11 protein-coding genes are annotated in these 13,417 nt (G+C 73.7%); 7 read left to right on the top strand and 4 right to left on the bottom strand.

What is annotated here, in order from left to right; all coding sequences use genetic code 11:
• Positions 1 to 105 precede the first annotated feature (105 nt).
• The 4 genes from ACZ4W5_RS10185 to ACZ4W5_RS10170 all read right to left on the bottom strand — a co-directional run bounded on the left by ACZ4W5_RS10185 (position 106) and on the right by ACZ4W5_RS10170 (position 5,428).
• A complete protein-coding gene (locus ACZ4W5_RS10185) occupies positions 106 to 1,215 on the bottom strand; it encodes an alpha/beta hydrolase (protein ID WP_465653836.1) in 1,110 nt (369 codons plus the stop codon).
• A 76-nt stretch (positions 1,216 to 1,291) separates the two neighbouring features.
• The gene (locus ACZ4W5_RS10180) at positions 1,292 to 3,727 is read right to left on the bottom strand and encodes a penicillin acylase family protein (protein ID WP_465653835.1); all 2,436 of its coding nucleotides are present in this window, start codon (positions 3,725 to 3,727) and stop codon (positions 1,292 to 1,294) included.
• 228 nt (positions 3,728 to 3,955) lie between these two features.
• Complete coding sequence (locus tag ACZ4W5_RS10175) at positions 3,956 to 4,630, bottom strand: cutinase family protein (protein WP_360236561.1); 675 nt, start codon at positions 4,628 to 4,630, stop codon at positions 3,956 to 3,958.
• A 135-nt stretch (positions 4,631 to 4,765) separates the two neighbouring features.
• Positions 4,766 to 5,428 (bottom strand): TetR/AcrR family transcriptional regulator C-terminal domain-containing protein, encoded by a 663-nt coding sequence (locus ACZ4W5_RS10170; RefSeq protein WP_360236558.1) that lies wholly within the window; start codon positions 5,426 to 5,428, stop codon positions 4,766 to 4,768.
• 251 nt (positions 5,429 to 5,679) lie between these two features.
• Between ACZ4W5_RS10170 and ACZ4W5_RS10165 the strand changes: the two genes are divergently transcribed.
• The 7 genes from ACZ4W5_RS10165 to ACZ4W5_RS10135 all read left to right on the top strand — a co-directional run bounded on the left by ACZ4W5_RS10165 (position 5,680) and on the right by ACZ4W5_RS10135 (position 13,313).
• Complete coding sequence (locus ACZ4W5_RS10165; RefSeq protein ID WP_360236555.1) at positions 5,680 to 5,814, top strand: hypothetical protein; 135 nt, start codon at positions 5,680 to 5,682, stop codon at positions 5,812 to 5,814.
• 85 nt (positions 5,815 to 5,899) lie between these two features.
• Positions 5,900 to 7,627 carry an ABC transporter substrate-binding protein gene (locus tag ACZ4W5_RS10160; RefSeq protein WP_465653834.1) on the top strand — a complete coding sequence of 576 codons (1,728 nt, stop codon included), beginning with the start codon at positions 5,900 to 5,902 and terminating at the stop codon, positions 7,625 to 7,627.
• On the top strand, positions 7,624 to 8,550 hold the full coding sequence (locus ACZ4W5_RS10155) for an ABC transporter permease (protein ID WP_360236549.1): 927 nt from the start codon (positions 7,624 to 7,626) through the stop codon (positions 8,548 to 8,550). Before ACZ4W5_RS10160 ends, ACZ4W5_RS10155 begins: the two co-directional genes overlap by 4 nt.
• Before the next feature lie 12 nt (positions 8,551 to 8,562).
• Entirely contained in the window at positions 8,563 to 9,381 is an 819-nt protein-coding gene (locus ACZ4W5_RS10150; protein ID WP_465653833.1) for an ABC transporter permease, read from the top strand.
• Complete coding sequence (locus ACZ4W5_RS10145) at positions 9,378 to 11,063, top strand: dipeptide ABC transporter ATP-binding protein (protein ID WP_465653832.1); 1,686 nt, start codon at positions 9,378 to 9,380, stop codon at positions 11,061 to 11,063. The genes ACZ4W5_RS10150 and ACZ4W5_RS10145 overlap by 4 nt, the downstream gene beginning before the upstream one ends.
• Entirely contained in the window at positions 11,060 to 12,223 is a 1,164-nt protein-coding gene (locus ACZ4W5_RS10140; protein WP_465653831.1) for an NtaA/DmoA family FMN-dependent monooxygenase, read from the top strand. Before ACZ4W5_RS10145 ends, ACZ4W5_RS10140 begins: the two co-directional genes overlap by 4 nt.
• A gap of 67 nt (positions 12,224 to 12,290) precedes the next feature.
• Positions 12,291 to 13,313, top strand: coding sequence for an LLM class flavin-dependent oxidoreductase (locus ACZ4W5_RS10135; RefSeq protein WP_465653830.1), 1,023 nt, complete (start codon positions 12,291 to 12,293; stop codon positions 13,311 to 13,313).
• Positions 13,314 to 13,417 lie beyond the last annotated feature (104 nt).

Raw genomic sequence — 13,417 nt, 5'->3', positions numbered from 1 at the left:
TGCCTCGCCTTCGCTTTTCCGCCCTCCTCTCTCTCTCCCTCCCTACCCCCCCCCCCCCCCCCCCCCCCCCCCCCCCCCCCCCCCCCCCCCCCCCCCCGACCGGACTCAGGAGGCGAAGGCCCGTTCCAGCCGGGGGATCAGGTCCCGGAGGTCCTGTTCCCAGCAGTAGGCGTTGTGGCCGCCGTTGCACTGGCTCCCCCAGGCGGAGCCGTCGCCGTAGTCGACGTAGTAGTAGGGCATGCCCAGGGCGTCCATGTGCTCCTTGACGTGCTTGGACGCGCCTTCGAGCCAGAACTCCGGCTCGGTGGCCACCCCGCGGCCGTTGCCGACGTAGATGGAGACGCCGACGCCGGCGAGCTTGTCCATGTGCTGGGACGGGTCGGCCGCGTTCCACCGCCAGTCCGCGTTGAACACCGGGTAGGGGGTGCCGAACAGGGCGTCGCTGTCCACGGCGGGCTTGTAGGGGTCGTTGTTCGGGTCGCACGCCCCGGACGAGGAGCCGCAGATCACGCCCTGGGCGTCGACGAGGGAGGCGACCACGGCCAGCCGGAGGTCCATGGAGTCCACCGACAGGTCGATGTCGCCCGAGAGCGAGGCGGTCTGGCTGAACAGGTCGGGGCGGTCCTGGGCGTAGTGGAAGGCGCCGAACCCGCCCATGGAGACCCCGGCGACGGCCCGGCCCTTCTTGGTGGCGACGGTCCGCAGGTTCGCGTCGATGAACGGGATCACCTGGTTGAGGTGGAAGTTCTCCCAGTTCTGGGCGCCGAGCTGGGTGTTCTGGTTGAGCCAGTTCGCGTACCAGCCGCGGGCGCCGCCGTCCGGGATGACGGTGATCATCGCGTTGGACGTGGTCAGTGCCGGGTAGTTCTGCTGGATCGGGTCGTCGGGCGAGCCGTGCAGGAAGTACAGCACCGGGTAGCGCCGGGTCGGGTCGTCGTAGTAGCCGCTCGGCAGGATGATCTTGATGTGGTGCTTGCCGGTGACCTCGGGCGTGGTGACGGTGAGGTAGAAGTTCGTGGGGCCGCCCACGCTCTGGTCGACCTGGGTCAGGCCGTACCCGTCCGTCATCCGCGGCGGTACCCCGGTGCCGACGGCGGCGGCCTGGGCCGAAGCGGTCGGAGCGGCCGGAGCCGCCGTGGTGGCCGTCCCGAGGATGCCGACGACGGCGGCCAGCAGGGCCGCCAGCCTTCGCCGGCGGTGCGGTGTCCTCGTCATGGTGCTCCCCCTCGTGGGTGTGGTCGTGGGTGGCGTCGTTGGTGACGTCGTGTGCGTCGTCGTGCGCTGAGCGGACTCAGTCAAGGACCTTGACCTCCAGGGCCGGTGAGGCCGCGATCTGCTCCTCGGTGTAGCGCTCCGGCACCCACTGGCCGGTCGAGAACAGCTTGGTCTGGTCCGCGTAGTGCGGCGAGTTCGGGTTGGCGGACTGGGAGTAGGCCAGTACCGAGGCGGCCTGCGGCGGCCCGTCGGCGGTGAACCGGGTCTCCTGGATGAAGCTGGAGCCGAAGGTGATGTCGAACTTGCCGTCGACCGAGCCGGGCGTGACCACGTTCAGCACCCCCGTTTCGTGGATCGCACCGGGGACCGGGATCTGCTCGCCGTTACGGGTGACCTTCTGGACGTCCGAGAGCCGCGCGTCCAGCGGAATGCCGGCGTTACGCAGGGAGAGCACGGCCCGGGCGACCGAGTTGCGGACGGCGTCGTTGCCGGCGTCCAGCGAATTGGGCGTGTGCACCGGGTCCTTGGGGTCGAAGGGCACCCGCCAGGGCAGCTTCTCGATCGCCTGCCCGCCGCCCAGGAGGAACCAGACGTTCTCGAACAGCCAGGAACCCCGGCTGTCCGGGGTGAACTTGTGGTTCCAGGCGGCCAGGATCGGACACGCCTCACTGATGTTGACCAGGTTGCCGTCCACCAGCACGAGCCCGAACGGCGCGCCCTGGCAGGCGCTCACCGTGGCGTTGAGGGCCAGGTCGGCCGCCCTGCTGTTGTCGGCGAACAGCAGTTGCCGCATGGTCTCCGGGGTGAAGCCCCGGCCCGGCAGACCGTCGGTGCCGTTGATCCGGTTCTGCGCGGTCAGGATCAGCTCCTGGGTGCGCAGCGACCGGGGCGCCGCGGTGTCGCCCATCACCCGGGGGAAGGACAGCGGCTGCTCGGGGTTGGCCAGCCAGGCGCTGTCGTTGGCGTTGCCCACGAAGTCGGAGCGGATCAGCCGCGGTTGCTTGTACGGGTCCATCAGCCCCGGCGCGACGGCGTTCGGGTCGTTCGGCCAGTCGCACTCGCTGCGTTTGCCGTCGAAGATCGAGACCGGCGGCACGTTGGGCAGCCGCAGCGACTGGTTGAACAGGATCTGGCCGGTCAGGGTGAGGCAGGACCGCGCGTGGTCGTCGGTGATGTTCGGGGTGGCCTGGATGTCCGCGTAGAGGGCGTTGCCCTTGCGGTCCGAGGCGACGGTGTTGAAGAAGGGGACGCCCTCGGTGGTCTCCAGGGCGTTCACCACCTCGTTGACGTCCTTGGCCTGGTCGAGGTGGAACCAGGTGTTCAGCGCCCGCAGGTTGTCCATGTTGGCGTCCCGCACCGCGTGCGCGCTGACGATCCAGGGCAGCGGCTGGCCCATGACCGAGGTGGTGATCGGGCCGTAGCGGGTGGCCCACAGCGTCCTGGTGACCCGGCCGACGGAGCCGTCCGGGTTCAGCACGTCGACCCCGACCTGTTGCGAGGTCATCGGCGTCCAGACGCCGTCCACCAGGTAGTTGGTGGGGTGCAGCGGGTCCACCTGGACGTCGAACAGGCCGAACGGGGCGACGGTGGCGACGGTGTGGCTCCAGGCGACGTCGTCGTTGTGCCCGATGTTCACGGCGGGCAGGCCGAGCAGGCTGGCCCCGGAGACGTTGAAGCGGCCCGGGATGGTCAGTTGGGCCTGCCACATCCGGTTCTTGCCCTGCCAGGGGAAGTGCGGGTTGGCCAGCAGCATGCTGGTGCCCCCGGACACCCCCTGGGCGCCCACCGCCAGGGCGTTGCTGCCCATGCTGCCCTGCTGCCGGGCGGCGGCCATCGCCTCGCGGATCCGGTTGCCGGTCTCCTCGGGGGAGGGCTGGGGAGCCACAGTGGCCGGCTGGGCGGCGGCCGACGCGCCCGGGGGTGCGGCGTTGACCTCGCCGTCCACCAGCGGGTCGGCGCTGCCCATGATGATCTCGGCGTGGGCGTGCCGGTAGACGTCCAGCTCGGTGATCGGCCGCACCCAGGCGGCGCCGCGGCAGGCCGGGTCGGAGATGTTGCCGACGCCGGTCTCGGCCAGGTACCGGTTGTAGCCCCGGACGTAGCCGCGGATGGCCTCCTTGACCTCCGGCTCCGGGCCCTTGGGCGCGGGCTGGTCGATCAGCCCCTCCACCACCCGGTTGTCGTTGATCCGCTGGAAGTAGAGGTCGCTGTTGAGGTTGGTGGTGCTGTTCTGGTTCTGACCGGGGCTGGCCTTGCCGTTCGGGCCCAGGTAGCGGGAGCGCTGGGCGTTGACCATCAGGTAGGTGTCGGCCAGGGTGCAGATGTTGTCCTTGGCGGCCGCGTAGCCGTAGCCCTCCCCCAGGCCCGCCAGGTCGGCGGCGATGATGTGCGGGATGCCGTACTCGGTGTAGCGGATCGTCGGTTTGTCCGGTGCCCCGGCGGTGGCCGAGCCCCCGGCCGGTGGTCCGGCGGCCACCGTCGTGCCCATCAGTGCCGCTGCGGCCAAGACCACCACCGGTAGCCTCGCTGTGAGTCCCCTCCGCGCCATCGGGCCGTCCCTTCCCTGTCATCCGAGGGTTTTGTCCGTACGCGGCCACGCTAGGGAGGGGCGATGACAGACCGATGACGGAGAACCCCGCCACCCCCGCAGACGGCTCACCACCTGCCGGTGGCCGGGCGGTGCCCGGTCACTGACAGGTGGTGAGGGAGCCGGTTGCGGGCCCGGCGATGTGCGGGGCGGCTACCAGCTCGCCGGGTACCAGGCGCCGTTGTACCACTGCTCGTTGGCGCCGTCGTTGTGGTGGTCCATGTTGAAGTCTTCGGGGTAGTTCTTGACGTGGTTGTTCGGGTAGGTCCAGATGCCGGCGGACTCGTCGCAGACGTAGTCCCAGTGGCAGATCGTCTTGACCGGCACGTTGCCGAAGAACCGGTCGGCCCCCGCCAGCGGGGCGCCGATGATGCCGCCGAACGGCACGGCCCCGCCGTTGGCCCCGGGCGGGCCCTGGCGCTTGGGGTCGGCGACCAGGATGGCGTTGACGTTGCCGAAGGTCTGCCAGTTCTCGGTCACCCAGACGTGCACCACGCCGGCGCCCAGCGAGTACCCGGCCATCTTGACGTGCTGGTCGGGACAGGCCGCCCGCTGGTCGCGGACCAGCCGGTTCAGCTCGTTGACGCCCGCCCGGGTGCTCGCGCCGTTGGGGATCTGGGTCGGGTAGCCGACGTGCTGCTGGATGTTGCCGTAGAAGCCGTCGTTGTTCCAGGAGCTGCCGGTGCCCCCGACGACGATCGTGTAGGTGCCCTCGCAGGGGGCGGCCACGCGCGTGGTCGCCCCCTGCGCCGTGGCGCCTTGGGCCGCCGTCAGGCCCACCGTCATCAGGAGTCCGGCGGCCGCGGCCGCGATCCGTCGTGCTTGCATGTGCGTTCCTCCCCACGAGGTCGGCCCACCCGCCCGCGCGGTTGCGGTGCGCGGTGGGCCCAGGTCACCGGAGGACCATCGCAGCGGGCGATGACAGACCGATGAAGCCGATCGTCCGGGGGACGCCGCCGCTGGTCAGGGGCGGCGGGCCGGGCGGCGGCGCGGGGTGCCGAAGGCGCGCAGGAAGGTGTCGACGCCGGTGCGGACGGCGGTGGCGAGGTCGGCGGGGGCGACGGGCCGGGTGCCGAGGGCGGAGAGGCCGGGGAGGTTGCCGGAGACCAGGGCGATGAACTGGGCCGCCGCCACGGCCGGGTCGTCGAGGTCCAGGTGGCCGCGGTTGGCCAGGCTGGAGAGGCGGCCGGCCAGGACGTCCTGGACCGGCTGGGAGCCGCGGGCCACGACCTGGTCGTAGAGGTCGGGCAGCCGGGAGGCCTCGGCGTAGAGCAGCCGTTGCAGGGCCCAGCCCTCGTCGCTGAGCTGGCACTCGACCACCCGGTGGGCCACCCGTTCCAGTTCGGCCGCGAGGTCCTGTCCGTCGTCGGGGAGGCTGGCGAGGGCGGCGACGATGCGGTTGGCGGTGCGTTCGGCGCCGTCCCGCATCACCACCCGGAAGAGGTTCTCCTTGTCCCCGAAGTGGTTGTAGAGCGTCGGTTTGGCCACTCCGGCCGCCGCGGCGATGGCGTCGATGCCCGCCTGCGCGTAGCCCTCGCGCGTGAACACCTTGACCGCGGCGTCCAGGATGGCGCTGCGCTTGTCGATCCGGCCACGGCCCGTACCCGGGAGTTCACGTTCGTTCACGTTCCTCACAGTAGCGCACGGTCCATTGCTAAATCCGATCTGAACTCGCGAGTTCAGTTTCAGGGGAGGCTGAGCACCAAGTGCCTTGCTGGGCCGGGTGACTCATCCGGTGGAACGGATGGCAATTGAACAACCCAGTTCAGTCTGATTAACTACCCGGGTCAGTGGGAATCGTTTCGCGCCAGTCCCTGGGCGAGAACTGACCATTCATCGGCGCTCCGGTTCCGGAGCCGGTCTCCTAGGAGTACGGGGTGTCCGCCACGCGTGGCCTGCCGGGCATGCGCCCGCTGCTCGCCGCCACCCGTCGGGCGATCGACCTCTCCCGTACCGACAGCGCGCTCTGTACCCGGCCGCGTTGTGCCCCCGCGCGATCCGGCAGCCCCTGACCGGCCGACGCGACGGCCCTCGCGGCGACCCCGACCCGTCCCCGGCGGCCCCGCCGCCGTCCGCGCCTCGGAGAGAAGCCCCGCCATGCGACCGCACCCCGACGCCCTCGACCCCACCCTTACCAGTAGGGCCACGGCCGGCCCGACCCGCCGCCGAACCGCCGTACACAGCAGGGGGTTCCGCTCCAGACTCGGCCTCGTCGCCGCCCTCACCCTGCTCCCGCTGACCGCCGCCTGCGCCGGCTCCGCGACCACACCGGGCGGCGCCGACGCCGCCTCCGGCGACAAGCCGGTGGCCGGCGGCACCCTCACCCTCGCCGTCCCCTACGGCCCGACCTGCCTCGACCCGCACCAGGGCCAGGCGGACGCCCTGTTCTCCCGGGCCGCGCTGGACTCCCTGGTGTGGCAGGACGACAGCGGCACCGTCCAGCCCTGGCTGGCGAAGTCCTGGAAGATCTCCGAGGACCAGAGGACCTACACCTTCACCCTGCGCACCGGCGTCACGTTCAGCGACGGCACCGCCTTCGACGCCGCCGCGGTGAAGGCCAACCTGGACCATGTGGTCGCCCCCGCCACCAAGTCCGCCGGGGCCGCCCAGCTGATCGAGAACTACCGCTCGGCCCGGGTGGTCGACCCGCAGACTGTGGAGGTCACCCTCGCCGCGCCCGCCTCCTCCTTCCTCACCGGCCTGGCCTCCCCCAGCCTCGGCATCGAGTCGCCCGCCACCCTGGCCGGCGACCCCAAGGCGCTCTGCTCGAAGATCGTCGGCACCGGCCCCTTCACCAGCGCCGAGGGCTTCACCCCCCAGCAGGGCATCACCTACCAGCGCCGCGCCGACTACGCCTGGGCCCCCGAGGGCGCCGCCAACCGGGGCCCCGCCCACCTGGACCGGCTCACCGTACGGATCGTCCCCGACAGCTCCTCCCGCCAGGGCGCGCTGACCAGCGGTCAGGCCGACGCCGCCGCCGCGATCGCCCCGGTCAACGTCGCCAAGCTCAAGGCCGACCCGAAGTTCACCGTGCAGAGCGCCGTCTCCCCCGGCGTGCCGTGGAGCCTGAACCCCAACACCGAGAAGGGCCCGCTCGCCGACGTCCGGCTGCGCCGGGCGCTGCGCAACGGCATCGACTGGCACCTGATCGTCCAGAAGCTCTACTTCGGCGTCTTCCCGGCCGCCACCGGACCGCTCTCCCCGTCCACCCCGCAGTACGCGGCGGGCGTCGCCGACAGGTACCGGTACGACGCGGCGGCCGCCGGGAAGCTGCTGGACGAGGCCGGCTGGACGGCGCGCGACGGCGAGGGCTACCGCACCCGGGACGGGAAGCGGCTGAGCCTGGACTTCCTGTACATCGGCGAGTACTTCAGCCAGTACACCGCCCTGGCCACCCAGATCCAGGCCGCCGCCAAGGACCTCGGGATCGAGATCCGCAACCAGAACCTGGACACCGGCAGCTACGTCAAGCGCGTCCTGGCCGGGGACTACGACCTGCTCAACAGCAGCGCCAACAACGCCTCCCCGGACGCGCTGCGGCTGGTCTTCGGCAGCGCCCACATCCCCACCGCCAAGATCGACAACAACGCCGCCCGCTACCGCGACGACCAGGTCGACGCCCAGCTCGCCGAGGCGCTCGCGACCACCGACGTGCAGCGGCAGAAGACCCTCTACGCCGCCGTCCAGCAGAAGGTCACCGAGGACGCGGCGATCCTGCCGGTGTTCAGCAACGCCTACGTGCTGGGCGCCTCCGCCCGGGTGCGGGGCGTCGTCTTCGAGCAGCAGAGCTTCCCGAACTTCGCCGACGCCTGGCTCGCCCGGTGATCGGCGGCGCGCTGCGCCGGCTCGGCAGCGCCGTCCTGGTGCTCTGGGGTGCGGTGACGGTCGCCTTCCTCGCCCTGCACCTCACCTCCGGCGACCCGGTCGACCTGCTCACCGGCCTGCGCGGCACCAGCGACGGGCTGCGCGAGGAGATCACCCGGGAGTACGGCCTCGACCGGCCGCTGCCGGTGCAGTACCTGACCTTCCTCGGCCATGTGCTGCGCGGCGACCTCGGCGACTCCTACGTGCTGCACCTGCCGGTGCGCACCGCGATCGGCCAGCAGCTCGGCCCGACCCTCCAACTGCTGGGCGCCACCGTGCTGGTGACCGTCGCGCTGGCCGTCCCGGCGGCCCTGCTGACGGCCGGACGCCCGCGCTGGGTGCGCACCCCGGTCGCGCTGCTGGAGGGCCTGGGCGTGGCCGTGCCGGCGTTCTGGCTCGGCACCCTGCTGCTCGCCCTGTTCTCCTTCCGGCTGCGGTGGTTCCCCGCGCTCGGCGCACCGGGGCTGGACGGGCTCGTGCTGCCCGCCCTGGCGCTGGCCGCCGGGCCGGCCGCCGTGATCACCCGGGTGCTGCGCCGCGGCCTGGAACGGACCCTGGACGAACCCTTCGTCACCACCGCCCGCGCCCGGGGCGTCGGCGAGGCGGCCGTCCGGCTGCGGCACGCGCTGCGGCACGGCCTGCTGCCGGTCACCACCCTGGTCGGCTGGCTGACCGGCTCGCTGATCGGCGGCGCGGTGGTGATCGAGTCGGTCTTCTCCCGGCAGGGGCTGGGCACGCTCGCCGTCACCGCCGTCCGCAACAAGGACCTGCCGCTGGTCATCGGCATCGTGCTGGTCGCGGGGCTGGTCTACACCGTCGTCAACACCGCCGTCGACCTGTCCTACCGGCTGGTCGACCCGCGGCTGCGCACCAGCGAGAGCTGAGGAGGAAACCCCGTGGTCATCCCCCGCATCCGCCCCGGCGTCGCGCTGGGGCTCGCGGTCTGCGTCCTCCTGCTGCTGGCCGCGCTCGCGCCGGGCCTGTTCAGCGGGACCGGGCCGGACGCCGCCAACCCCGCCGACACCCTGCTGCCGCCCGGGTCCGCGCACTGGATGGGCACCGACGAGAACGGACGGGACGTCTACTCCCGGGTCGTGCACGGCGCCCGGCCCTCGCTGCTGATCGGCCTGGCCGCCTCCGCCCTGGCGCTGGCGGCCGGCACCCTGGTGGGCGTGCTGGCCGCCCAAGGCGGCCGGACCGTCGACCGGATCGCCGGCCGGCTGCTGGACGTCCTGCTGTCCATCCCCGGCGTGCTGCTGGTGCTGCTGGTGGTCGCGGTGCTGGGCACCGGCACCGGGAACCTGGTGGCCGGGCTCGCCCTGGTCACCCTGCCCGGGTACGCCCGGCTGGTGCGCGCCGAGGTGCTGCGGGTACGCGGCACCGGCTACGTCGAGGCGGCCACCGTGCTCGGCTGGTCCCGGCTCCAGGTGGTCCTGCGGCACGTCGTGCCGAACGCCGTCGGGCCGCTGCTGGCGCTGGCCACCGTCGGCGTCGGCGGCATGATCGTCACGGGCTCCGCGCTCAGCTTCCTCGGGCTGGGCCCGCAGCCGCCCACCGCCGAGTGGGGCGCGATGCTGGCCGGCAGCGGCGACTACGTCCAGGTCGCCTGGTGGACGGCGGTCTTCCCGGGTGCGGCGATCACCCTCACCGTGCTGGCCGTCTCGGCCGTCGGCCAGTGGCTCCAGGACCGGGCCGAGGGGCGGGTGGCGCGATGAGCACCGAGACCCGGCCCGGGACCGCGGACCCGCACACCGAGCCCGCGCCGCCGGTGGTCGAGGTGCGCGGCCTGCACGTCTCCTTCCCCGGCCCGCGCGGCCCGGTCACCGCCGTGCGCGGCCTGTCGCTGACCGTCGGCGCCGGCGAGAGCGTCGCCCTGGTCGGCGAGTCCGGCTCCGGCAAGAGCGTCACCGCGCGCACCCTGGTCGGACTGGCCGGGCCGGGGGCGCGCACCACCGCCGAGCTGTTCCGGATCGACGGGCACGACGCGGGCGCGCTGAGCGACCGCCGGTGGCGGCCGCTGCGCGGGCGCCGGATCGGCTTCGTGCTCCAGGACGCGCTGGTCTCGCTCGACCCGCTGCGCCGGGTCGGCGACGAGATCGCCGAGGCGCTGCACGCCCATCGCACCGTGCCGCGCGCCGAGGTGCCCGCGCGCGTCCTGACGCTGCTCGCCGAGGCCGGAGTGCCCGAACCGGGGCTGCGGGCCCGGCAGTTCCCGCACCAGCTGTCCGGCGGCCTGCGCCAGCGCGCCCTGATCGCCTCCGCGCTCGCCGCCGACCCGGCGCTGCTGATCGCCGACGAGCCCACCACCGCCCTGGACGTCACCGTCCAGGCGCAGATCCTGGAGCTGCTCGCCGAGCGGCGCCGGGCCGGCCGGGCACTGCTGCTGATCAGCCACGACCTGGCGGTGGTGGCGCGGGTGGCCGACCGGGTGCTGGTGATGAAGGACGGCGAGGTGGTCGAACAGGGCCCCACCGCCGAGGTGTTGGCCGAGCCCCGGCACCCGTACACCCGGCAGCTGCTCGCGGCCGTGCCCCGGCCGCGGGCGCGCGGCACCCGGCTGTCCGGGTCGCGGGCGGGGAGCGCACTGCCCCGGCCGCGCACCGGGGAGCGGGTGGTGCTGCGCGCCGAGGGCCTCGGCAAGTCCTTCGCCGTCCCCGGACACGCCCCGCTGGCCGCCGTCCGGGACGTCTCGCTGACCCTGCGGGAGGGCCGCACGCTCGGCATCGTCGGCGAGTCCGGCTCCGGCAAGAGCACCACCGGGCGCCTGCTGCTGGGCCTGGCCGCGCCGGACACCGGGAGCGTCGAGGTGGACGGGCAGTCCTGGCAGGGCCTGCGCGGCGCCCGCCGGCGCGCCCTGCACCGGCGGATCCAGGTCGTCCACCAGGACCCGCTCAGCAGCTTCGATCCGCGCTACCCCGTCGCCCGGATCATCGCCGAGCCGCTGGCCGCCACCGGGGTGCCCCGGCGGGCCCGGGCGGGCCGGGTCGCCGAGCTGATGGCCCAGGTCGGGCTGGGCCCGGAACTGCTGCACCGCCGCCCGCGCGAACTGTCCGGCGGGCAGCGCCAACGGGTCGCGATCGCCCGGGCGCTGGCGCCGCGCCCGCGGATCGTCGTGCTCGACGAGCCGGTGGCGGCGCTGGACGTCTCGGTCCAGGCCCAGGTCCTCGACCTGCTGGCCGAGCTGCGGGCCGAACTCGGCGTGGCCTACGTGTTCGTCTCGCACGACCTCGGCGTGGTGCGCCACGTCGCCGACGAGGTGCTGGTGATGAAGGACGGCGAGGTCGTCGAGTCCGGTGACGTCGCCGAGGTCCTGACCGCGCCGCGCCACCCCTACACCCGTCAACTGCTGGACGCCGTCCCCCACCTGGACGGCCCGAACCCCGGGAAGGTCCGATGAGCACCCAACGCGAGCTCCACCTCAACCTGCACATGGTCGGCGGCGCCATGGGCGTGCACCCCGCCGCCTGGCGCGAACCCGGCTCCGACCCGTACGGCTTCGCCCGGGTGGAGACCTGGGTGGCCGCCGCCCGGCTCGCCGAACGCGGGGTGATGGACGCGGTCTTCCTCTCCGACACCCCCGGGGTGTTCGCCGACATCCGGACGAGCCCGCACGGCGCGTACTACCACGAGCCGACCCTGCTGCTCACCGCGATCGCCGCCGCCACCTCCCGGATCGGACTGATCGCCACCGCCTCCACCACCTCCAACGAGCCGTACAACATCGCCCGGCGGTTCAAGTCGCTGGACGTGCTCAGCGGCGGGCGGGCCGGCTGGAACGCCGTCACCACCTACATCCCGCAGGTGGCGGCCAACTTCGGCGGCAGCGGGCTGGCACCGCGCACCGACCGGTACGCGCGCGCCGAGGAGTTCGTCGACATCGTCAAGGCGCTGTGGCGCAGTTGGGAGCCGGAGGCGCTGGTCGCGGACGTGCGCACCGGGCGGTTCACCGACCCGGAGCGGCTGCGGCCGATATCCCACCAGGGGGAGCACTTCAGCGTCCGCGGGCCGCTGCCGCTGCCGCCCTCCGCCCAGGGCCACCCGCTGGTGGTGCAGGCGGGTGCCTCGGAGCCGGGGCGCGAACTGGCCGGGCGAACGGCCGACGTGGTGTTCTCCGGGGCCAAGACCCCGGACGTCGCGCACGCCTACGCCGCCGACGTCCGGGCCCGGGCCGAACGGCACGGCCGCGACCCCCGGTCGGTCAAGATCCTGCCCGGGCTGATGACCACCGTCGCCGACAGCCGCCGCGAGGCCCTGGCCCGGCTGCGCCGGCTGGACGAGCTGGCCGGCCACGCCCCCTGGCGCGGGGCGCACATCGAGGCGATCGGCACGCCCGAGCAGGTCGCCGACGTCGCCGAGGAGTGGTTCGCCTCGGGCGCCGCGGACGGCTTCACGCTGATGCCGGACGTCTTCGCCGACGGGCTGCCCGCCTTCGTCGAACTGGTGGTGCCGATCCTGCAGAAGCGCGGCGTCTACCGCTCCTCCTACCGGGGAACCACGCTGCGCGAGCACTACGGGCTGCCGCACCCGTACCCCTCCCCGGCCCCGGCCGGCGTGTGACCACCGCCGCCCCGACCCGGTCCACCCGCCCCCGGCGCGCCGGGGGCCGACTCCTGAGGAAACAGGCATGACCGCGTTCTCCGTCCTCGACCAGGGCCCCCGGCGGGCCGGCACCGGCAGCTCCGAACTGCTCGACGAGGCCGTCCGACTCGCCCGGCACGTCGAGGCCCTGGGCTACCGCCGGTACTGGGTCGCCGAGCACCACGCCGAGGCGGCGGTGGGCATCTCCGCACCCGAGATCGTCATCGCCCACCTGGCCGCCCGCACCACCCGGCTGCGGATCGGCGCCGGCGGGATGCTGCTGCCCAACCACTCGCCGCTGCACGTCGCCGAGCAGTTCCGCACCCTGGAGGCGCTGCACCCGGGCCGGATCGACCTCGGCATCGGCCGCTCCACCGGCACCGGGCACGGGCCGACCGCCGCCCTGCTGCAGCGCTCCTCGCTCGCCCCGGACGTGTTCAACGGCCAGCTGGCCCAGCTGCTGGCCTTCGGCGGGCACACCGCCCTGCCGGACGGCCACGAGCTCGCCGCGGTCCGGGCCGTGCCGACCGACGCCCCGCTGCCCGAGGTCTTCCTGCTCGGCGGCAGCCCCGCCTCGGCGGGCACCGCGGCCCGGCTCGGCCTGGGCTACGCGTACCTGGCGGCCTACCAGGACCCGGCCAACGCCTTCACCGCGCTGCGCCGCTACCGGGAGCAGTTCCGGCCGGCCCGCGAGGGCGCGCGGCCGTGGGCCGTCCTGACCCTGACCGTGGTGGTGGGCCGGGACGACCGGCACGCCGAGGAACTGGCCACCCCGTGGCGGCTCGCGCTGGCCCAGCACGCGGTGGGCCGGTCCGCGCCGCTGCTCTCCGTCGAGGAGGCGCTGAGCCACCGGCCGTCCCCGGCCGAGCAGGCCGCGCAGCGCACCCCGCCGCTGAACGACCTGCGCTCGGAGGTGGTCGGCGGACCGGACACGGTGGCGGCGAAGTTGAAGGCCTTCGTGGCCGAGTCGGGCGCGGACGAGGTGATGGTGGTGGCGAACACCTACGACCCGGCGGACCGCCGGGAGTCCTACACCCGGCTGGCCGAGCTCGCGGGCCTGGCCTCCTGACCACCGGAGGTGGGGGGGGGGGGGGGGGGGGGGGGGGGGGGGGGGGGGGGGGGGGGGGGGGAGGGGGGGGTGGGGGGGGGGGGGGGGGGGTGGGGGGGGGGTCG

Source organism: Kitasatospora sp. NPDC029367 (assembly GCF_055569135.1).
This window is presented reverse-complemented; position numbering and strand designations above follow the sequence as displayed.

What these genes read in the sequence shown, in the direction of transcription:
- ACZ4W5_RS10140 (WP_465653831.1), top strand. Translation starts at nt 11,060, where the DNA reads ATGAGCACCCAACGCGAGCTCCACCTCAACCTGCACATGGTCGGCGGC.
- ACZ4W5_RS10145 (WP_465653832.1), top strand. Translation starts at nt 9,378, where the DNA reads ATGAGCACCGAGACCCGGCCCGGGACCGCGGACCCGCACACCGAGCCC.
- ACZ4W5_RS10160 (WP_465653834.1), top strand. Translation starts at nt 5,900, where the DNA reads ATGCGACCGCACCCCGACGCCCTCGACCCCACCCTTACCAGTAGGGCC.
- ACZ4W5_RS10185 (WP_465653836.1), bottom strand. Translation starts at nt 1,215, where the DNA reads ATGACGAGGACACCGCACCGCCGGCGAAGGCTGGCGGCCCTGCTGGCC.
- ACZ4W5_RS10135 (WP_465653830.1), top strand. Translation starts at nt 12,291, where the DNA reads ATGACCGCGTTCTCCGTCCTCGACCAGGGCCCCCGGCGGGCCGGCACC.
- ACZ4W5_RS10175 (WP_360236561.1), bottom strand. Translation starts at nt 4,630, where the DNA reads ATGCAAGCACGACGGATCGCGGCCGCGGCCGCCGGACTCCTGATGACG.